This window comes from Paenibacillus sp. A3M_27_13 (assembly GCF_024213315.1).
GTDB classification, from domain to species: domain Bacteria; phylum Bacillota; class Bacilli; order Paenibacillales; family Paenibacillaceae; genus Paenibacillus; species Paenibacillus polymyxa_B.
Genome location: NZ_JANAVE010000007.1, coordinates 95,180 through 109,695 on the forward strand (window position 1 = coordinate 95,180; position 14,516 = coordinate 109,695).

At 47.6% G+C, this 14,516-nt stretch carries 10 protein-coding genes; 1 reads left to right on the forward strand and 9 read right to left on the reverse strand.

All coding sequences use genetic code 11. The features are described from left to right. Positions 1-3: 3 nt before the first annotated feature. The 5 genes from NLX82_RS20935 to NLX82_RS20955 all read right to left on the reverse strand — a co-directional run bounded on the left by NLX82_RS20935 (position 4) and on the right by NLX82_RS20955 (position 7,634). Positions 4-1,350 (reverse strand): GH1 family beta-glucosidase, encoded by a 1,347-nt coding sequence (locus NLX82_RS20935; protein ID WP_023990330.1) that lies wholly within the window; start codon positions 1,348-1,350, stop codon positions 4-6. Beyond that, entirely contained in the window at positions 1,347-3,827 is a 2,481-nt protein-coding gene (locus NLX82_RS20940) for a glycoside hydrolase family 95 protein (RefSeq protein WP_254349009.1), read from the reverse strand. The genes NLX82_RS20935 and NLX82_RS20940 overlap by 4 nt, the downstream gene beginning before the upstream one ends. A gap of 106 nt (positions 3,828-3,933) precedes the next feature. Then, entirely contained in the window at positions 3,934-5,628 is a 1,695-nt protein-coding gene (locus tag NLX82_RS20945) for an ABC transporter substrate-binding protein (protein WP_023990332.1), read from the reverse strand. 74 nt (positions 5,629-5,702) lie between these two features. Beyond that, positions 5,703-6,605 (reverse strand): carbohydrate ABC transporter permease, encoded by a 903-nt coding sequence (locus NLX82_RS20950; protein WP_023990333.1) that lies wholly within the window; start codon positions 6,603-6,605, stop codon positions 5,703-5,705. A 15-nt stretch (positions 6,606-6,620) separates the two neighbouring features. After that, positions 6,621-7,634, reverse strand: coding sequence for an ABC transporter permease (locus NLX82_RS20955; protein WP_023990334.1), 1,014 nt, complete (start codon positions 7,632-7,634; stop codon positions 6,621-6,623). Positions 7,635-7,875: 241 nt separating this feature from the next. On the opposite strand from NLX82_RS20955, the gene NLX82_RS20960 reads away from it, so the two are divergent. Continuing rightward, a complete protein-coding gene (locus NLX82_RS20960; RefSeq protein WP_023990335.1) occupies positions 7,876-8,352 on the forward strand; it encodes a GyrI-like domain-containing protein in 477 nt (158 codons plus the stop codon). 75 nt (positions 8,353-8,427) lie between these two features. Here the strand turns inward: NLX82_RS20960 and cydC are convergent, their stop codons facing one another. The 4 genes from cydC to NLX82_RS20980 are packed head-to-tail and all read right to left on the reverse strand — an operon-like array spanning position 8,428 to position 14,341. After that, positions 8,428-10,194 (reverse strand): thiol reductant ABC exporter subunit CydC, encoded by a 1,767-nt coding sequence (gene cydC, locus NLX82_RS20965; RefSeq protein WP_254349010.1) that lies wholly within the window; start codon positions 10,192-10,194, stop codon positions 8,428-8,430. Further along, positions 10,175-11,935 (reverse strand): thiol reductant ABC exporter subunit CydD, encoded by a 1,761-nt coding sequence (gene cydD, locus NLX82_RS20970; RefSeq protein ID WP_254349011.1) that lies wholly within the window; start codon positions 11,933-11,935, stop codon positions 10,175-10,177. The genes cydC and cydD overlap by 20 nt, the downstream gene beginning before the upstream one ends. After that, positions 11,935-12,948: a cytochrome d ubiquinol oxidase subunit II gene (gene cydB, locus NLX82_RS20975; protein ID WP_053326115.1), complete on the reverse strand. Its 1,014-nt coding sequence runs from the start codon at positions 12,946-12,948 to the stop codon at positions 11,935-11,937. Before cydB ends, cydD begins: the two co-directional genes overlap by 1 nt. Beyond that, positions 12,935-14,341 carry a cytochrome ubiquinol oxidase subunit I gene (locus NLX82_RS20980; protein ID WP_028541817.1) on the reverse strand — a complete coding sequence of 469 codons (1,407 nt, stop codon included), beginning with the start codon at positions 14,339-14,341 and terminating at the stop codon, positions 12,935-12,937. The genes cydB and NLX82_RS20980 overlap by 14 nt, the downstream gene beginning before the upstream one ends. Positions 14,342-14,516 lie beyond the last annotated feature (175 nt).

Here is a 14,516-nt window from a genome sequence, read left to right on the forward strand (position 1 = left end):
CGTTTAACGTCTGGTCTCCAACCAGTTATTACTTACTACATTTCGATACCAATAGTAACTTTCCTTCGGGGTGCGGACCTGTGTGCGGAAATCGACATGAATCATGCCAAATCTCATATTATATCCCTCTGCCCACTCAAAATTGTCCATAAGTGACCATGCCATATATCCTTTGACATGAAGGCCGTCATGAATAGCCCGGTGTACCTGCACCAAATGCTGCTGCATATACGAAATCCGACGGTCATCCTGAACCTTGCCATTCACGACATCATCGTTGATGCAAGCCCCATTCTCTGTGATATAAATATCGAGGTTACCGTATTTTTGCAAATAATGCAGTACCTCGTACAGCCCACGCGACTCCACTGGCCAACCGATATCCGTTACAGGTAGCCCCATATTGATTTCTTCAGATTGAAGGAACCCGGCTTCAGGATTAAAACGATTAACTGACATAGCATAGTAATTGATACCGATCATATCAATAGGCTCGCCGATAATATCCATATCCCCATCCTGAATAGGCACGGTGGCTCCCTGCTCCGCAAACCAGTCTACCAAAAACTGAGGATACGAGCCTTGATAAATAGGTTGAAGAAACCAGTCACTGTGCAGGGAAATGGTGCGCGCACAAGCGGCTTTATCTTCCTCAGATGTGCTGTAAGGAACAGCCCAGGAGACATTGGGAGCGATACCGATCTGGCCACTGGTGCCCAGCTCGCGGAAGCGGCGCACAGAAAGACCATGCGCAACTAGCAAATGATGTCCTACATCAATGGCTGTCTGAAGATTTGTCAGACCCGGGGCATGAACACCCAGCATATTGGATAAAAAGGCGATGCACCACGGTTCATTGAATGTTAGCCATTGGTGTATTTTACCGTGAAACTCGCGGAACATCGTTTCTGCAAACTGGACAAATGCTTGAATCGTGCGACGATTCTCCCAGCCTCCAGCATCCTGAAGCGCTTGAGGCAGATCCCAATGGTACAGTGTACAAAACGGTTCAATCCCATTTTCGTTCAACAAATCGACTACGCGATGATAATAGTCCAATCCTTCTTGATTGACTTCACCGTCACCATTGGGAAATATACGCGGCCAGGACACTGAAAAACGGTATGTACGAATGCCCAGCTCCTTCATTAGGCGGATATCTTCCTCGTAGCGATGATAGCTGTCACAAGCTACATTGCCGTTATCACCGTTGAATACTTTGCCAGGCGTATGGGCAAAGGTATCCCAGATCGACAAACCTCTCCCATCCTCCTCATAAGCTCCCTCGATTTGATAGGCTGCCGTCGCGGTCCCCCACATGAAGTCCTGCGGAAATTGAAAAATGGTCATAATGTCTCTTCCTCTCCTTTAATTATAATCGTATGTCCGTTCGTTATTTCCTGCTCTTTGGTAAAAATCCATGACAAAATGAATCCTCCATGCTCAGGATCAGGCAGAGCCTGACGGGCATCAGCGCTAAACGGATGTGCACTGCGAATCGTGCAGCTTCCTGCTGAGATGGATGTGGCCAGTTCAGCACGGACAAGCCGGGAACCGGACCATTCCATACCGACCGTCATCCCGCCATGTCCCTTCAATCCACTGACCCGTCCCTCCGACCAGGCCGTTGGCAGGGCAGGCAGTAACGTCAGCTCTCCCGGACGGCTTTGTAGCAGCATTTCTGCGATCCCCGCCGCCGCACCAAAATTACCGTCGATCTGAAAAGGCGGGTGAGCGTCGAATAAATTAGGATAGGTCGATCGCGACAGCAACGTGCGAACATACCGATGTGCGGCATCGCCATCTTCCAGTCGAGCATACAGGTTAATCAACCAGGCACAGCTCCATCCGGTGTGCCCACCACCGTGATCAAGCCGTCGACGCAGCGATATACGGGCCGCCTCAGCCAGCTCCGGGGTATCACGGATGTGAATTTGTCGACCGGGGTACAACCCATATAGATGCGAGACATGCCGATGCCCAGGCTCCGCTTCCTCAAAATCGACAAACCATTCCTGTAACTGACCGTGACGGCCAATTTGATAGGGCATTAACCTGTCCCGTGTCTCCTCGCAGCGGTTGCGGAACTCATCGTCTAATTCCAGCAGGTCCGCAGCTTGAATGCAGTTACCCAACAGCTCCCGAATCAGCGTCATATCCATGGTGGAGCCCATAGATATACTGCATTCCTCGCCGTCCGGCGTTTTGAATTTATTTTCAGGTGATGTGGATGGGGATGTCACAAGCCAACCCTCCGGGCCTTCCACGAGCCAGTCCATGCAAAAGGCTGCCGCCCCCTTCATGAGTGGATAAGCTTGTTCTGCCAAATAGGCTGTATCCAGGGTAAACAGATAGCGCTCCCATAGATGGGCGGTCAGCCATACACCCCCAAGCGGCCAAAACGCCCAACTGGCATGGCCCCCTGAAGGTCCAGCGTATCTCCACACATCTACATTGTGATGAGCTGCCCACCCTTGAGCACCATAATGGATGGAGGCTACCCTCCGTCCCGTGCGGGCAACTTCTCCAATCATGTGCAGCAATGGTTCATGGCACTCGGCAAGATTGCATACCTCAGCGGGCCAATAGTTCATCTGAGCATTGATATTGGTTGTATAATTACTGTTCCACGGCGGCTGCACCCGGTCATTCCAGATGCCCTGAAGATTGGCAGGCTGACTCCCCGGACGCGAGCTGCCCATGAGCAAATAGCGGCCATACTGAAATAACAGCACCTCCAGCCCCGGGTCGTCCTGACCTTTCTGATAACGTTCTAATCGCAGATCGGTCGGTAGAACGGAGTCGTCGGTTAAAGTATCACCTCTCAGTTCTAATACAACGCGGTCAAACAGCTTTCGGTGATCCTGTTCATGGCGTTGCCGCACCTGCTCACTTCCCAGCGAAATTGCTCCGTCTAAAATGACTTGACATGCTTCTGCTGACTCCGTTGCATCACTATTCGGCATAGTGTGAAATCCCCGAAATCCGGTAGCTGCTGCCAAATACACCGTGATTTTATCCGCGCCTGAGATGATCAGTGCTCCATCAGCACCCTTCGTCAAGGTTCCTCCCTCGGGAATAACCCTCGCCTGAACTGCAAAAGCCATCCCCAAATCATTTTCATAAACAACAGACTGTGGATGATCGCCGTGATAATTAGATTCCACATGACTGGGCGCTCGTCCAGTCAACGTAATAAAGTCCCCGGACGGCTCCTCGGATGGAGCGTCCTCCTTATCGCTATCCCATTTGGATGAATCACCAAAATGTATATCCTCTCCAACCTCGTCTTCACAAGGATGGAGGGAAGTGATGCGCACGGATGCATGGATCTTCCCAAGCTTATTCGCAGTCAGTGACACCATCATGACTCCATCTGGCGCACTGGCGATAACTTCACGGGTATAGCAGACTCCAGCACTCTGAAAAGTGACCGCTGCCGTTCCGGTCAGCAAATCCAGTTCCCGTTCATAATGTGCAATTTCCCCTAGGCCCTCCTGCGTAATCCACAAATCTCCCAAAGGCTGATAGGCTTCCGTATCGCGACCTAGCATATTCGCATTAATCAGTTGTTCCGCTTCCTTGTATTTTCCATCTGCAATCAGCTTTCTGACAGGCTGCAAATATCGCAATGCATCATACTGAACGCCGTCTCTGGGAAATCCGGACCAGAGCGTATCCTCGTTTAATTGCAAATGCTCCTCTCTGATTCCGCCAAATACCATAGCTCCCAGCCTTCCGTTACCGACTGGCAATGCTTCCTCCCATACCTCAGCAGGCTGGCGATACCATAAACGCAGGGACTGTGGTCTTTCGCTTTTCGTCACATCAAACCCTCCCCCATCAAGATGAAACAGAGCGCTAATCCCGTATGGACCACAAGGACAAGCGCTCTGTCATTCCGGCATTCAAAATTTCGTTAAAAGCAGTCAGCTATTTAGAAGCCTTGCCACTCCATAACTCCACTCTGTCCTTCACCAGTTGCGTGTATTGCTGTTCCATTTGGACAGCTCCGGCGGCATCCAGTTCTTTAATCATGTTGTCGTATACCGTATCAAAATTGGAAGCCGGTGCTAAAATAGCTTCCGGTATACGTTTGCGGATAATGTCTGTCGTTTTTTTGAATGTAACGTTATAGCTGGATTCATTGTCTGTTGTCAGGTTATAGGCTGCGCCCCAAGGCTTTACATCAAATTCTTTCTTGTCCGGGAACAGATCTTTCCACGTTTTTACGCCATACGCTTTAAGTGATTCTTTCTCCGGCTTCGAATAAGCCGCGATAATTTGTTCCGGGAATTTGGCAGTATAGTAGTTACCTGTAGGGTCCTTCACGCCGTCACCATAGTGTCCGCTGATGAGCGTGTACAAATCTATACCCGTAGATTTATTGAAGTTGGTTGTATTGTTCGTTTTTTGTTCCAGTACATCAGCAGGAATGACACGTTTGCCGTCTTTAATTTCATAATGCTTGCCTTCGATCCCCCAGTTCACTAGCACCTGTCCTTCATCGGAAGCTAAATAATCAAGGAATTTAATAGCCCGCACCGGGTCCTTGCAATTCTCTGTAATACCTACTCCATAACCGGACGTGAAGCCCGTATCCTGAAAGGAACGATCCTTGTATTCCTCCGAAAGTGTAACTGGAAAATGCGCGTAGCTGGATTCGGATTTACCTGACGCTTTTAACGCATTTTCGGCATCCTGATAACCCCACTCCTGGTCGATCAGACCGAGGACACGGCCGCTGGCAATTTTGGATTTGTATTGATCACTTTTTTGCACAAATGAATCTTTATCGAGCAGTCCTTCATTGTACATGTGGTTCAACCAACGGAAATATTCCTTTTCTTCCGGACGTTTGTAATGAAGCTTCGCTTCAAATGTTTTGGGATCAATAAAATATTCACCATCATCCGGCGCTCCAGTCGTCTGGAAGGCAGGATTCGTTACGGTAATCATAATTCTCCAGTCGTCTGCATCCAACGTAAGTGGGATCGTTTTTTTGCCATTGATCGTCGGATGTTTGGCTGCATAGGTTTTGAGTACGTTTTCATAATCCTGTAGCGTTCTTACCTTTGGATATCCTAGCTCCTTGAGCACCTTATGCTGAATTTCAAATCCCCCCGTCGCGTCAAAACTCTCCTGTCCCACACCTGCATACGTAGGAAGGACATAAATGGATTGATCTTTATTACTGTATTTCAAACGATCCATATAGGGTCCATATAGCTTTTTGAGATTGGGTGCATGATCGTTGATCAGATCTGTCAGATCAATCATGGCCCCCGCATCCACAAGCTTGTTAATATTCGCTTTAGGAGAAACCAAGTCCGGGTATTCTCCACTTGCTGCCATCAAAGCAATTCGGTCATCTCCACCTCCACCGCTGACATCAAATTCCGCATTCAAGGTTACACCTGTTTTTTTGGTGATTTCCTTGCCTATTTCATCCTTCATTCCGTTCCATTGTGGGCTTGTATCTGCTCCGAAGAAGCTAAACGTAATCGGGTCTGTGCCGCTGGATGTGCCTTCCTTCGCTGCTTTATCGCTTCCTCCACAACCTGCGAGTGCGGTAAGGGACACCGCGAGCAAGGGAATCAGTGCAAATCTGGACCAGTGTTTTTTCATGTATAAATCCTCCTATATTCCTATGATGACTTCTCCTGCAAATAACTGCTATTTTACTACCGGAATCCTGTCTTTTATGATTTCACTGCCCCCAGTGTCATCCCGCCTACAAAATATTTTTGCAGGAACGGATATACCATCAGGATGGGGAGCGTAACCGTAATCGTGATTGCCATTTTAATCGACTCTGGTGAAATTTGAGCCATTTGCTTAGCCATATCGTTACTATTCGTCATACTGGAGCCGCCTTGCTGCGTACTTTGCAGTATCTTCATCAGCTCATACTGTAGCGTCGTCCATTGCGGCGCCCCACCATTATACAAATACGTATCAAACCAAGCATTCCACTGACCTACTGCCAGAAAAAGAGCAATCGTTGCCAATACTGGTTTGCACAGCGGCAAAATAATTCTCCAGTAAATCGTAAAATCATTCGCCCCATCGAGTTTGGCAGACTCCTGTAGCGCATATGGCAAACCATCCATAAAGGAACGAATAACAAACACGTTAAAAGCGCTAATTAAGCCTGGAAAAATGTACACCCAAAACGAACCCAGCAGATGCAGATCACGCATCAAAATAAACACGGGCACCATCCCGCCAGAAAAATACATCGTCAACGCCAAAAACGTAGAAATAAACTTACGAGCGCGAAACTCGACCCGACTCAATGTAAAAGCAAGCATAGACGCGCAAATCAATCCGAGTACTGTTCCGACCAAAGTACGAAGAATAGATATTTGCAGTCCCTGAAGAAGGCCATCGTACTGGAAAATCGTTTTGTAATTTTCGAGCGTAAATTGGCGGGGCCATATATAAATTCCACCGCGAACCGTGTCCGTTGAATTGTTCAGGGAAATCGCAAGTACGTTCAGAAACGGGTACAGCGTCAACACCACGATCAGAGCCATGAGGATATAATTGAACAGGTCAAACAGCTTCTCAGACCGGGTAGCATTAAATGCCTTATTCGTCATTTCGCTTCTCCCTCCCTACATGATGCTTTCTTTGGTCAGTTTTTTGAATATACCGTTCGCCGTAAACAACAGCAAAATGCTAACCAGTGAGTTGAAAATACCAATTGCCGTCCCATAAGAGAAGCGACCCAAATTAATCCCGTAATTGAGCGCGTACAGATCCAACACCTCGGAATAATCCGTCACGAGACTATTGCCAAGCAAGAACTGCTTTTCAAAACCATTGCTCACCAGATGCCCAATCGCCATAATGAACAGAACGGCAATCGTCGAGCGGATACCCGGCAGTGTAATATGCCACATCTGTCTCCAGCGGCTCGCTCCATCCACGCGCGATGCTTCATACTGCTCTTGATCAATTCCGGTGATTGCAGCTAAATAAATAATCGTATTCCAACCTGTCTCTTTCCATATGTCGGAAGCGGTTACAATGTACCAGAACCAGCTCCCCTTTGCCATGAACTGAATCGGCTCATCCACAATATGAAGCGCTACCAATATATCGTTGACAATGCCTCCGTCAATGGACAGCATTTTCGTGACCAATCCAGCCACAACTACCCAGGATACAAAATGCGGGAGGTAGGATATCGTCTGCACAAACCGTTTGAACAGCATTCCCCGCAACTCGTTTAACAGAATTGCAAAAAAGATCGGTACGACAAAACCAAATATAATCCCCATCAGGCTCATCGCCAGTGTATTACGTAATACTAGATAAAATCGTTCGTCCTGAAATAACTCAATAAAGTTATTCAGCCCTACCCATTTCTGGTCCGTAAAGGATTTGGCTGGCTTATAATTTTGAAACGCCATCGTCCAGCCCCAGAGCGGCAGATAGCTGAAAACAAACACCCATATGACGAAAGGAATGGACATAAAATAAAGATACTTTTGCTGCTTCACACTGTCCCACAAGCCTTTTCTACCACGTTCAGGCTTCGGGCCGCGAGCCTTGCGTGGTCTTCCACGATTGGATTCAGGAATCACAGCACCATTGTTGGAAGCGGTTTCAGTTGAAGATTCCATAACAAGCTCCTCCTCATCTCTAGATACTATTATCATACTTTGCTGGCTTGGAAGCGGGTACCCGACGAATTAGGAGAAAAATCAGTTCAAAATTAGATATATGAGGGGTCTCTATGCCTTCCAAGCATAACTTTTTTGCGGATTCCAAACAAAATCGATCCTATAGTGAAAGATGACTAAAATTGTATTGGGGTTTACATTATAATCAAACTTGACAAACTTATTGGATGGAGGAGACTTTATGGAAACTAACGTAATAACATTACCTCTTTTTCATGTTGCAGGTTACAGAATCGAAGCCAATATTAATGAATTTGAGTCTGGTCTTGGCAAGAGCATCTATCATTCATTAATTGAAAGAAAAGATGAAATTCGGGACAGGAAAAATGAGAATGTAATTTTAATGCAAATTTATCCCATGAAGCCTGATTTTAATCCTCAGGTAGATAAGTTTACAAATATAATCTGTTATGAAATAAGTAAACTAGGTGAGGTTCCATTAAATATGATAAGTCATACTGTAAATGAAAGTAAGTATGTAACTTTCACACATAAGGGGCTCGAATCGGAGCTTGATCATTCGTATGACTACATATATGGCCAATGGATTAAAGATACCGGAAATGAACCGAAGGATTACGATTTTGAAATTTGGGGTGAGAAATATAATCCAGAAAGTTCAGACAATGAGATTGAATTATTTATAGCATTGAAATGAGCAAGACACAACAATAGCCCCCAGCACAAAATGTGTCGAGGGCTATAAGTTTGCTTAGGTCATTCTATTCCTATTTCATAGACTCGGATGATCCAGCTCATACAGGTTGCGGTATCGGGGCTGCTCCTGCCAAAGCTGTTCATGACTGCCCCGCATGGAAATGGTGCCCTGCTCCATAAAGATCACCTCGTCCATATGCTCCATTCCTGTCAGATGATGCGTGATCCAGATCAATGTTTTGCCTTTCAGCACACGAAACATCGTCTGCATGAGTTCATGCTCTGTCAGTGGGTCAAGTCCCACTGTTGGCTCATCCAGCAAAACAATCGGGTGATTTTGCAGCAAAATCCGCGCCAGTGCAATTCGCTGTTTTTCTCCACCGGAAAAACGAAGCCCCGTCTCCTGCATTCGGGTATCGTAGCCCTCCGGCAAAGAATCAATTAGAGTTCCAAGCCCTACCTGCTCTGTTACTGCACGAACCTCATCCAGCGTAGCATCAGGTCGTCCCAGCCGAATATTGTTCGCTACCGTTGTATCGAATAAATACGGCTGCTGGTTTAGCACCGCAAATAAACTGGAGTATGCTCCACCTGTATATACGGGAATCCCTGCGACAGTGACGCTACCTTCATCAGGCTGCAATGCTCCCTGAATCAGGTTCAGCAGCGTGGACTTGCCCGCACCACTGCGGCCAAGCAATGCAACCTTGCCCCCCTGCGGTACGTGTAGGGAGATATTACGCACGCTCCATTCCTGCGTTGCCGCATAGCGGTAGCTTACGTTGTTCAGCAGCAGGTCTCCTCCGAGGCCCAATCGCATAGCGGTAGCCTGTTCCTCTAGAATGTCTGCTGTTCCGCCTGCTCCCGGTGTAGGTGTGTCTTTCTCCGAATCCTTTAACCGTCGAAGTGAATCCTGATACTCCGGTGCATGAACCACCGCTTCTCCAGCGCGAACGAAGGCATCCAGCAATGGAAAAGCCACAAGGGCAAAGGATGCCAGCCATGTGGCTTCTATACGATTCTGTGCTACCAGTCCCCCGGCCCACACAGTCATAATCACAATCCCGCCGCCTACAACGCATTGTGCGATCCAATGAGAACGCCACTCGCTCCGGCGAAGTGAATTCTCCATCACGGCAGCCCTATTGTGCCGTTGTGTAAAGGTACTCAGGAAATGCCCAGTCCGTCCGCTCAGCACCAGGTCACTCATGCCGAACAGAGCATCCGTCAGCTCCTGATAGGCTTTACTCCGTTCCTGCTTGAACATTCGCCGTTTGGCGAGTGAGGTCCATAGTGAGATAGCTGGGGCAATAAAAAGCAAAAATCCGCCATATAGCGCCATGAGCAAGGCAAAGGTTCCGTCCATCCGTCCGAGCTCCAAGATGCCTGCTGCATAAATCAGCAAAGCCGATAGCGCAGGCAGAACTAGCTTCAGATAGATGTTTTGAAGCTGCTCAATATCCTCTGCCAGCAATCCTAATAGATCCCCTGTACGGAATTTGCTGCGAATCATCAGCGCCTGCGGTTCTACTGCCCGATATAAGCGTACCCGCATACGGGACACCAGACGCAGTGCGGCATCATGCCCTACCAAGCGCTCCAGGTACTGAATAACCGCTTTACTAAAGCCAAATGTTCGCACAAGCACAATTGGAACGTACACCATTAATATATTTTCCGGTTTTAAGGCCGAACGGGTAATCAGATGACCGGACGTAAAGAGCAACGCGCCCGCACATCCAATGGCCAGCGCGCCCAAAAGAGCAGCTACCAGAAAGGCCCAAAAATATTGTCTCAGATACGTCACAAACCAGCCTTGTCTGCTATTGTCCGTTACTCTCATATCGTCCGTTCCCTCCTTCCGATATCCCCGTCAGCAATCGGTAATATGCTCCCTTACGGGCAATCAATTGCTGATGGGAGCCTACTTCTTCCAGGCGACCTTGATCCATCATCCAGACACAGTCCATTTCTGGCATCCAATGAAGCCGGTGGGTGGCAAGAAACATTCTCTTATGTTTCAAAACCGATAAAATCGTCTGTTTTAGCTCCCATTCTGTCTCAATATCCAGATGGGCCGTAGGCTCATCCAATAAAACGACCGGACGATTACTGAGCAATGCCCGCGCCAATGCAATCCGTTGCGCCTGCCCTCCGCTCAGTGTCCGACCTGCTTCACCAATGGGCTCATTCAATCCACCCGGAAGACCGTCTACCAGTTCACGCAGTCCAACCGCGTCAATCGCCCACTCTACCTGCTGGTTGGATGCCTCCGGTTCATAAAAGCGGATATTATCTGCCAGAGAAGCGCTAAACAGGTATGGATGCTGTGGAATATAGGCAATATGCCGTTGCCATTCAGCTTTGGCAACCCCAGCCAATCCGCATCCATTCAGGAGCAGCTCACCCGAAGTGGGATCAGCAAAGCCGCCAAGCAGACTGAGCAGCGTCGTTTTACCTGCACCGCTAGCTCCAACGATACCGATCATGTTCATGTGCGGTTCAACATTTGCAGACACATGTTCAAGCCGAGCCGAACCGTCTTCATTAAGGAGGCACACATCAGATAGCTCGAGACTATCCTGTCCCGTGATGTCCAATCCTTTATCGCTAGCTGCCTGTTTATTCGGCTCGGTCGCATTATCTTCTGTACTGAGAATGGAGCGTATTGCTCCCCAAGCCTCCTTACCATCCAGTGAAGCATGATAGTCTGATCCCAACTGGCGTATGGGCATAAAATATTCTGGTGCCAGAATAAGCACCGCAAGCGCTGCCTCCAAACCTACCGAGCCACTAATCAGGCGCAAACCCAAGCCTACCGCGACAAAAGCGACCGATAGCATACTAAAAAAATCGAGGGCAAATGAGGAAAGAAACGCTACCCGCAGCGTGCGCATCGTTGCCGTGCGGTATTGGTCGCTGACCTTCCCAACCGATTCCCCATGCTCTTGGCTACGCCCCAAAAACCTTAGTGTCTGAAGTCCACGCAGCGAATCCGTGAAATGGTGAGATAACAGACGATAGGAACGCCATTGCTTGTCTGCCTGCTTCCGCGCTGCCAAGCCGAGCAAAATAAAGAAGCCCACCAGAATCGGCATCGTAGTCGTCAAAATTACACCTGAAATGACATCCAATGTGAAAACATACACAAGCACAAGTATAGTTACAGCCATCATGTCAATCATTCGAGGAATGGACAGTTCCAAATACGTGCGAAAACGATCCATGCCGTCCAGCGCTAGCGTCACCAACTTGCCGCTGCCTTCCTGCGCTGCAAAACCCGGCCCCCGTTCGAACAAACGTGCAAGCAGACGCTCCCGTAAGGAAGCGCCTGAAGCTTCGGCAAAACGGCCGGCTGTCCGTCGTTGCAGCCAGATCATCGTATGCCTCATTGCAAAAGCAGCGAAAAACAACGCCAGTGACGGCCAAGCCATCACCAGCGGATTTTTATCAAATAAAATCGTAACAGCCTTTGCCAAGAAGACTGCTTGTGCAATCACAGCAGCCCCCTGGAGCAGGGAAAGGGCAGCCAGTAGCAGCATTACTGGCCGAATGCCCTTTAATTCTAACCATGCCTTATCCATTAGTATTCCAAATGATCCTTCTCACTGAGACGCTTATGGAAAACAAAATAGCTCCACGCCTGATAAGCCAGCACAAAGGGTAAAAGCGTTGCTGCAACAATCGTCATGGCTTTCAGTGTGTAATGACTGGAGCTTGCATTATAAATCGTCAAATCAAAAGCACTGTTAATCGAGCTCACCATAAATCTTGGGAACAAACCAACGAATAACGAAACGAAGGTCAGCAAAATCAATGCACCTGTCATCCCGAAGGCCCATCCTTCGCGGCCCTGCTTCAGGAAGTACCACGTCAGCACATAGGCGACAATTCCCACTGCTACCGCAGCATACATAAAGGGACCGCGACGTGCAAATAAATCCGTTGCAAAATAAGTCCATACCACCATGCCAGCGAGTAAAATGCCCAATACCGGAAGAAATTTGGACGCAATCACGCGAGCACGATCCCGTACTTCTCCAATCGTCCGCAGAGAAATGAACGTCAGCCCATGCATTAGGCACATTCCGACCACTGTCAGTCCAATCCATACGGTGTATCCATTGAACACATCGGAAAATCCAGCTTTCAAATCCATGTTTTGCTGAATAGGTACACCTTTCACCAAAGCCGCAAAAGCCATACCGAACAGCATCGGCGGTAGAAAGCTACCAATCAGAATGCAGGCATCCCACGTTCCTGTCCACCATTTCCCTTCAGCCTTGCCGCGGAACTCAAAAGAAACTCCACGCAAAATCAAACCTAGCAAAATAAAGACAAATACCAGATAATATCCGCTGAACATAGTTGCATAAAAATGCGGGAAAGCGGCAAACATCGCACCTGCTGCTGTAATCAGCCACACTTCGTTGGCATCCCAAAATGGACCAATCGTATTGATCATCAAACGTTTTTGTTGGTCATTGCGCGGTACCAATCCCGTGGCCATCCCCACGCCAAAATCAAAGCCCTCCAGAAAAAAGAAACCGGTAAACAACACTGCGATCAATAAGAACCATAAATCATTTAGCGTCATTATTGTCACCCCCTTGGGCAAATGGATCATGAATTACCGTTTGCTGATGTGGCTCGATATCTGGACCTTTGCGAGCCGTACGGTAAAACAGAAATGCCAGCACACCTGTTAAAATTAAATACAATGTGGTAAATGAGATGAACGAGAACAGCACTTCTCCTGCCACAACCGTGGGCGAAACAGAATCTTTTGTTTGAAGCAAACCAAATACAGTCCACGGTTGGCGACCTATTTCGGTCATGATCCAACCAGCAGTATTCCCAATGAATGGAAGGGATATCCCCCATATCATAAGACGGAAGAACCAGCGATGTGAACCTTCCAGCTTTTTACGGAACGTCAGGTAAGTACCGTATAAAGCGAGTGCAATCATGCCACATCCCGCCGCAATCATAATACGGAAGCTCCAGAACGTGGTACGTACTGGCGGGATATAATCGCCCGGACCATAGGTTTTTTCATATTCTGCTTGAAGCTCATTCATACCAGGCACAGAGCCGGAAAATTTACTATAAGATAGAAAACTCAGAGCAAAAGGAACTTTAATTTCAAAGGTATTTTCCTTCTTTTCAGGATCAATACCCGCGATAACTGTCCAAGGAGCGGGGTCACCGCTGTTCTCCCATAAGCCCTCACTGGCAGCCATCTTCATCGGTTGTGTTTTCACTAAATATTGAGCCTGACCATGACCAAACAAAGGAATAGCAATGGCACTGATTAAGGCAACAATAATGCTCAATTTAAAAGAAGGTTTAAAAAAGTCCATATTCTTTTTGTGCATCAGCTTCCATGCACTGATACCCGCGATAAGAAATGCCCCCGTTGCAAAAGCAGCAAACAACGTATGCGGAAATTCCCATAACAGTTGTTCATTCGTTAACAGAGCAGCAAAATCTTTCATTTCTGCACGTCCATTTTGAATCTCATATCCTACTGGACGCTGCATGAATGAATTAGCAGCTAGAATCCACAACGCCGATAACATCGTACCGATAGATACCAGCCACATACAGATTAAATGGACCGTTTTGGACAATCTTTCCCAACCGAATACCCATAATCCGATAAAGGTCGATTCCAGGAAAAATGCAAGTAGCGCTTCAATCGCCAGCGGCGTACCGAATACATCACCCACAAAACGGGAAAAGTCCGACCAGTTCATCCCGAACTGGAATTCTTGCAAAATCCCGGTGACTACGCCCAGTGCAAAGTTAATCAGCAGAAACGTTCCCCAGAATTGAGCCATTTTTTTGTACAAGTCATTTTTTTTGATAACATACATAGTCTCCATAATTGCCACCAATAACGACAATCCAATGGAGATCGGCACATAAACAAAGTGAAGAATCGTTGTGGTTGCAAACTGCAACCGTGCCAAATCCAATACGTCCATGATGTTGCTCCTCCCCCTGCACTTCTCTTAACATTGATTTATAGTGTCTGTAATCTGAAGTCTTCTACATTTGTGATAGTATTCACATTCTTACATATGCAGCGGTCACTTTTTAGAAAATGACTCACTCAACTACCTTCACCATGGTTGTCATGATCCGGCTTCAGATTATCCC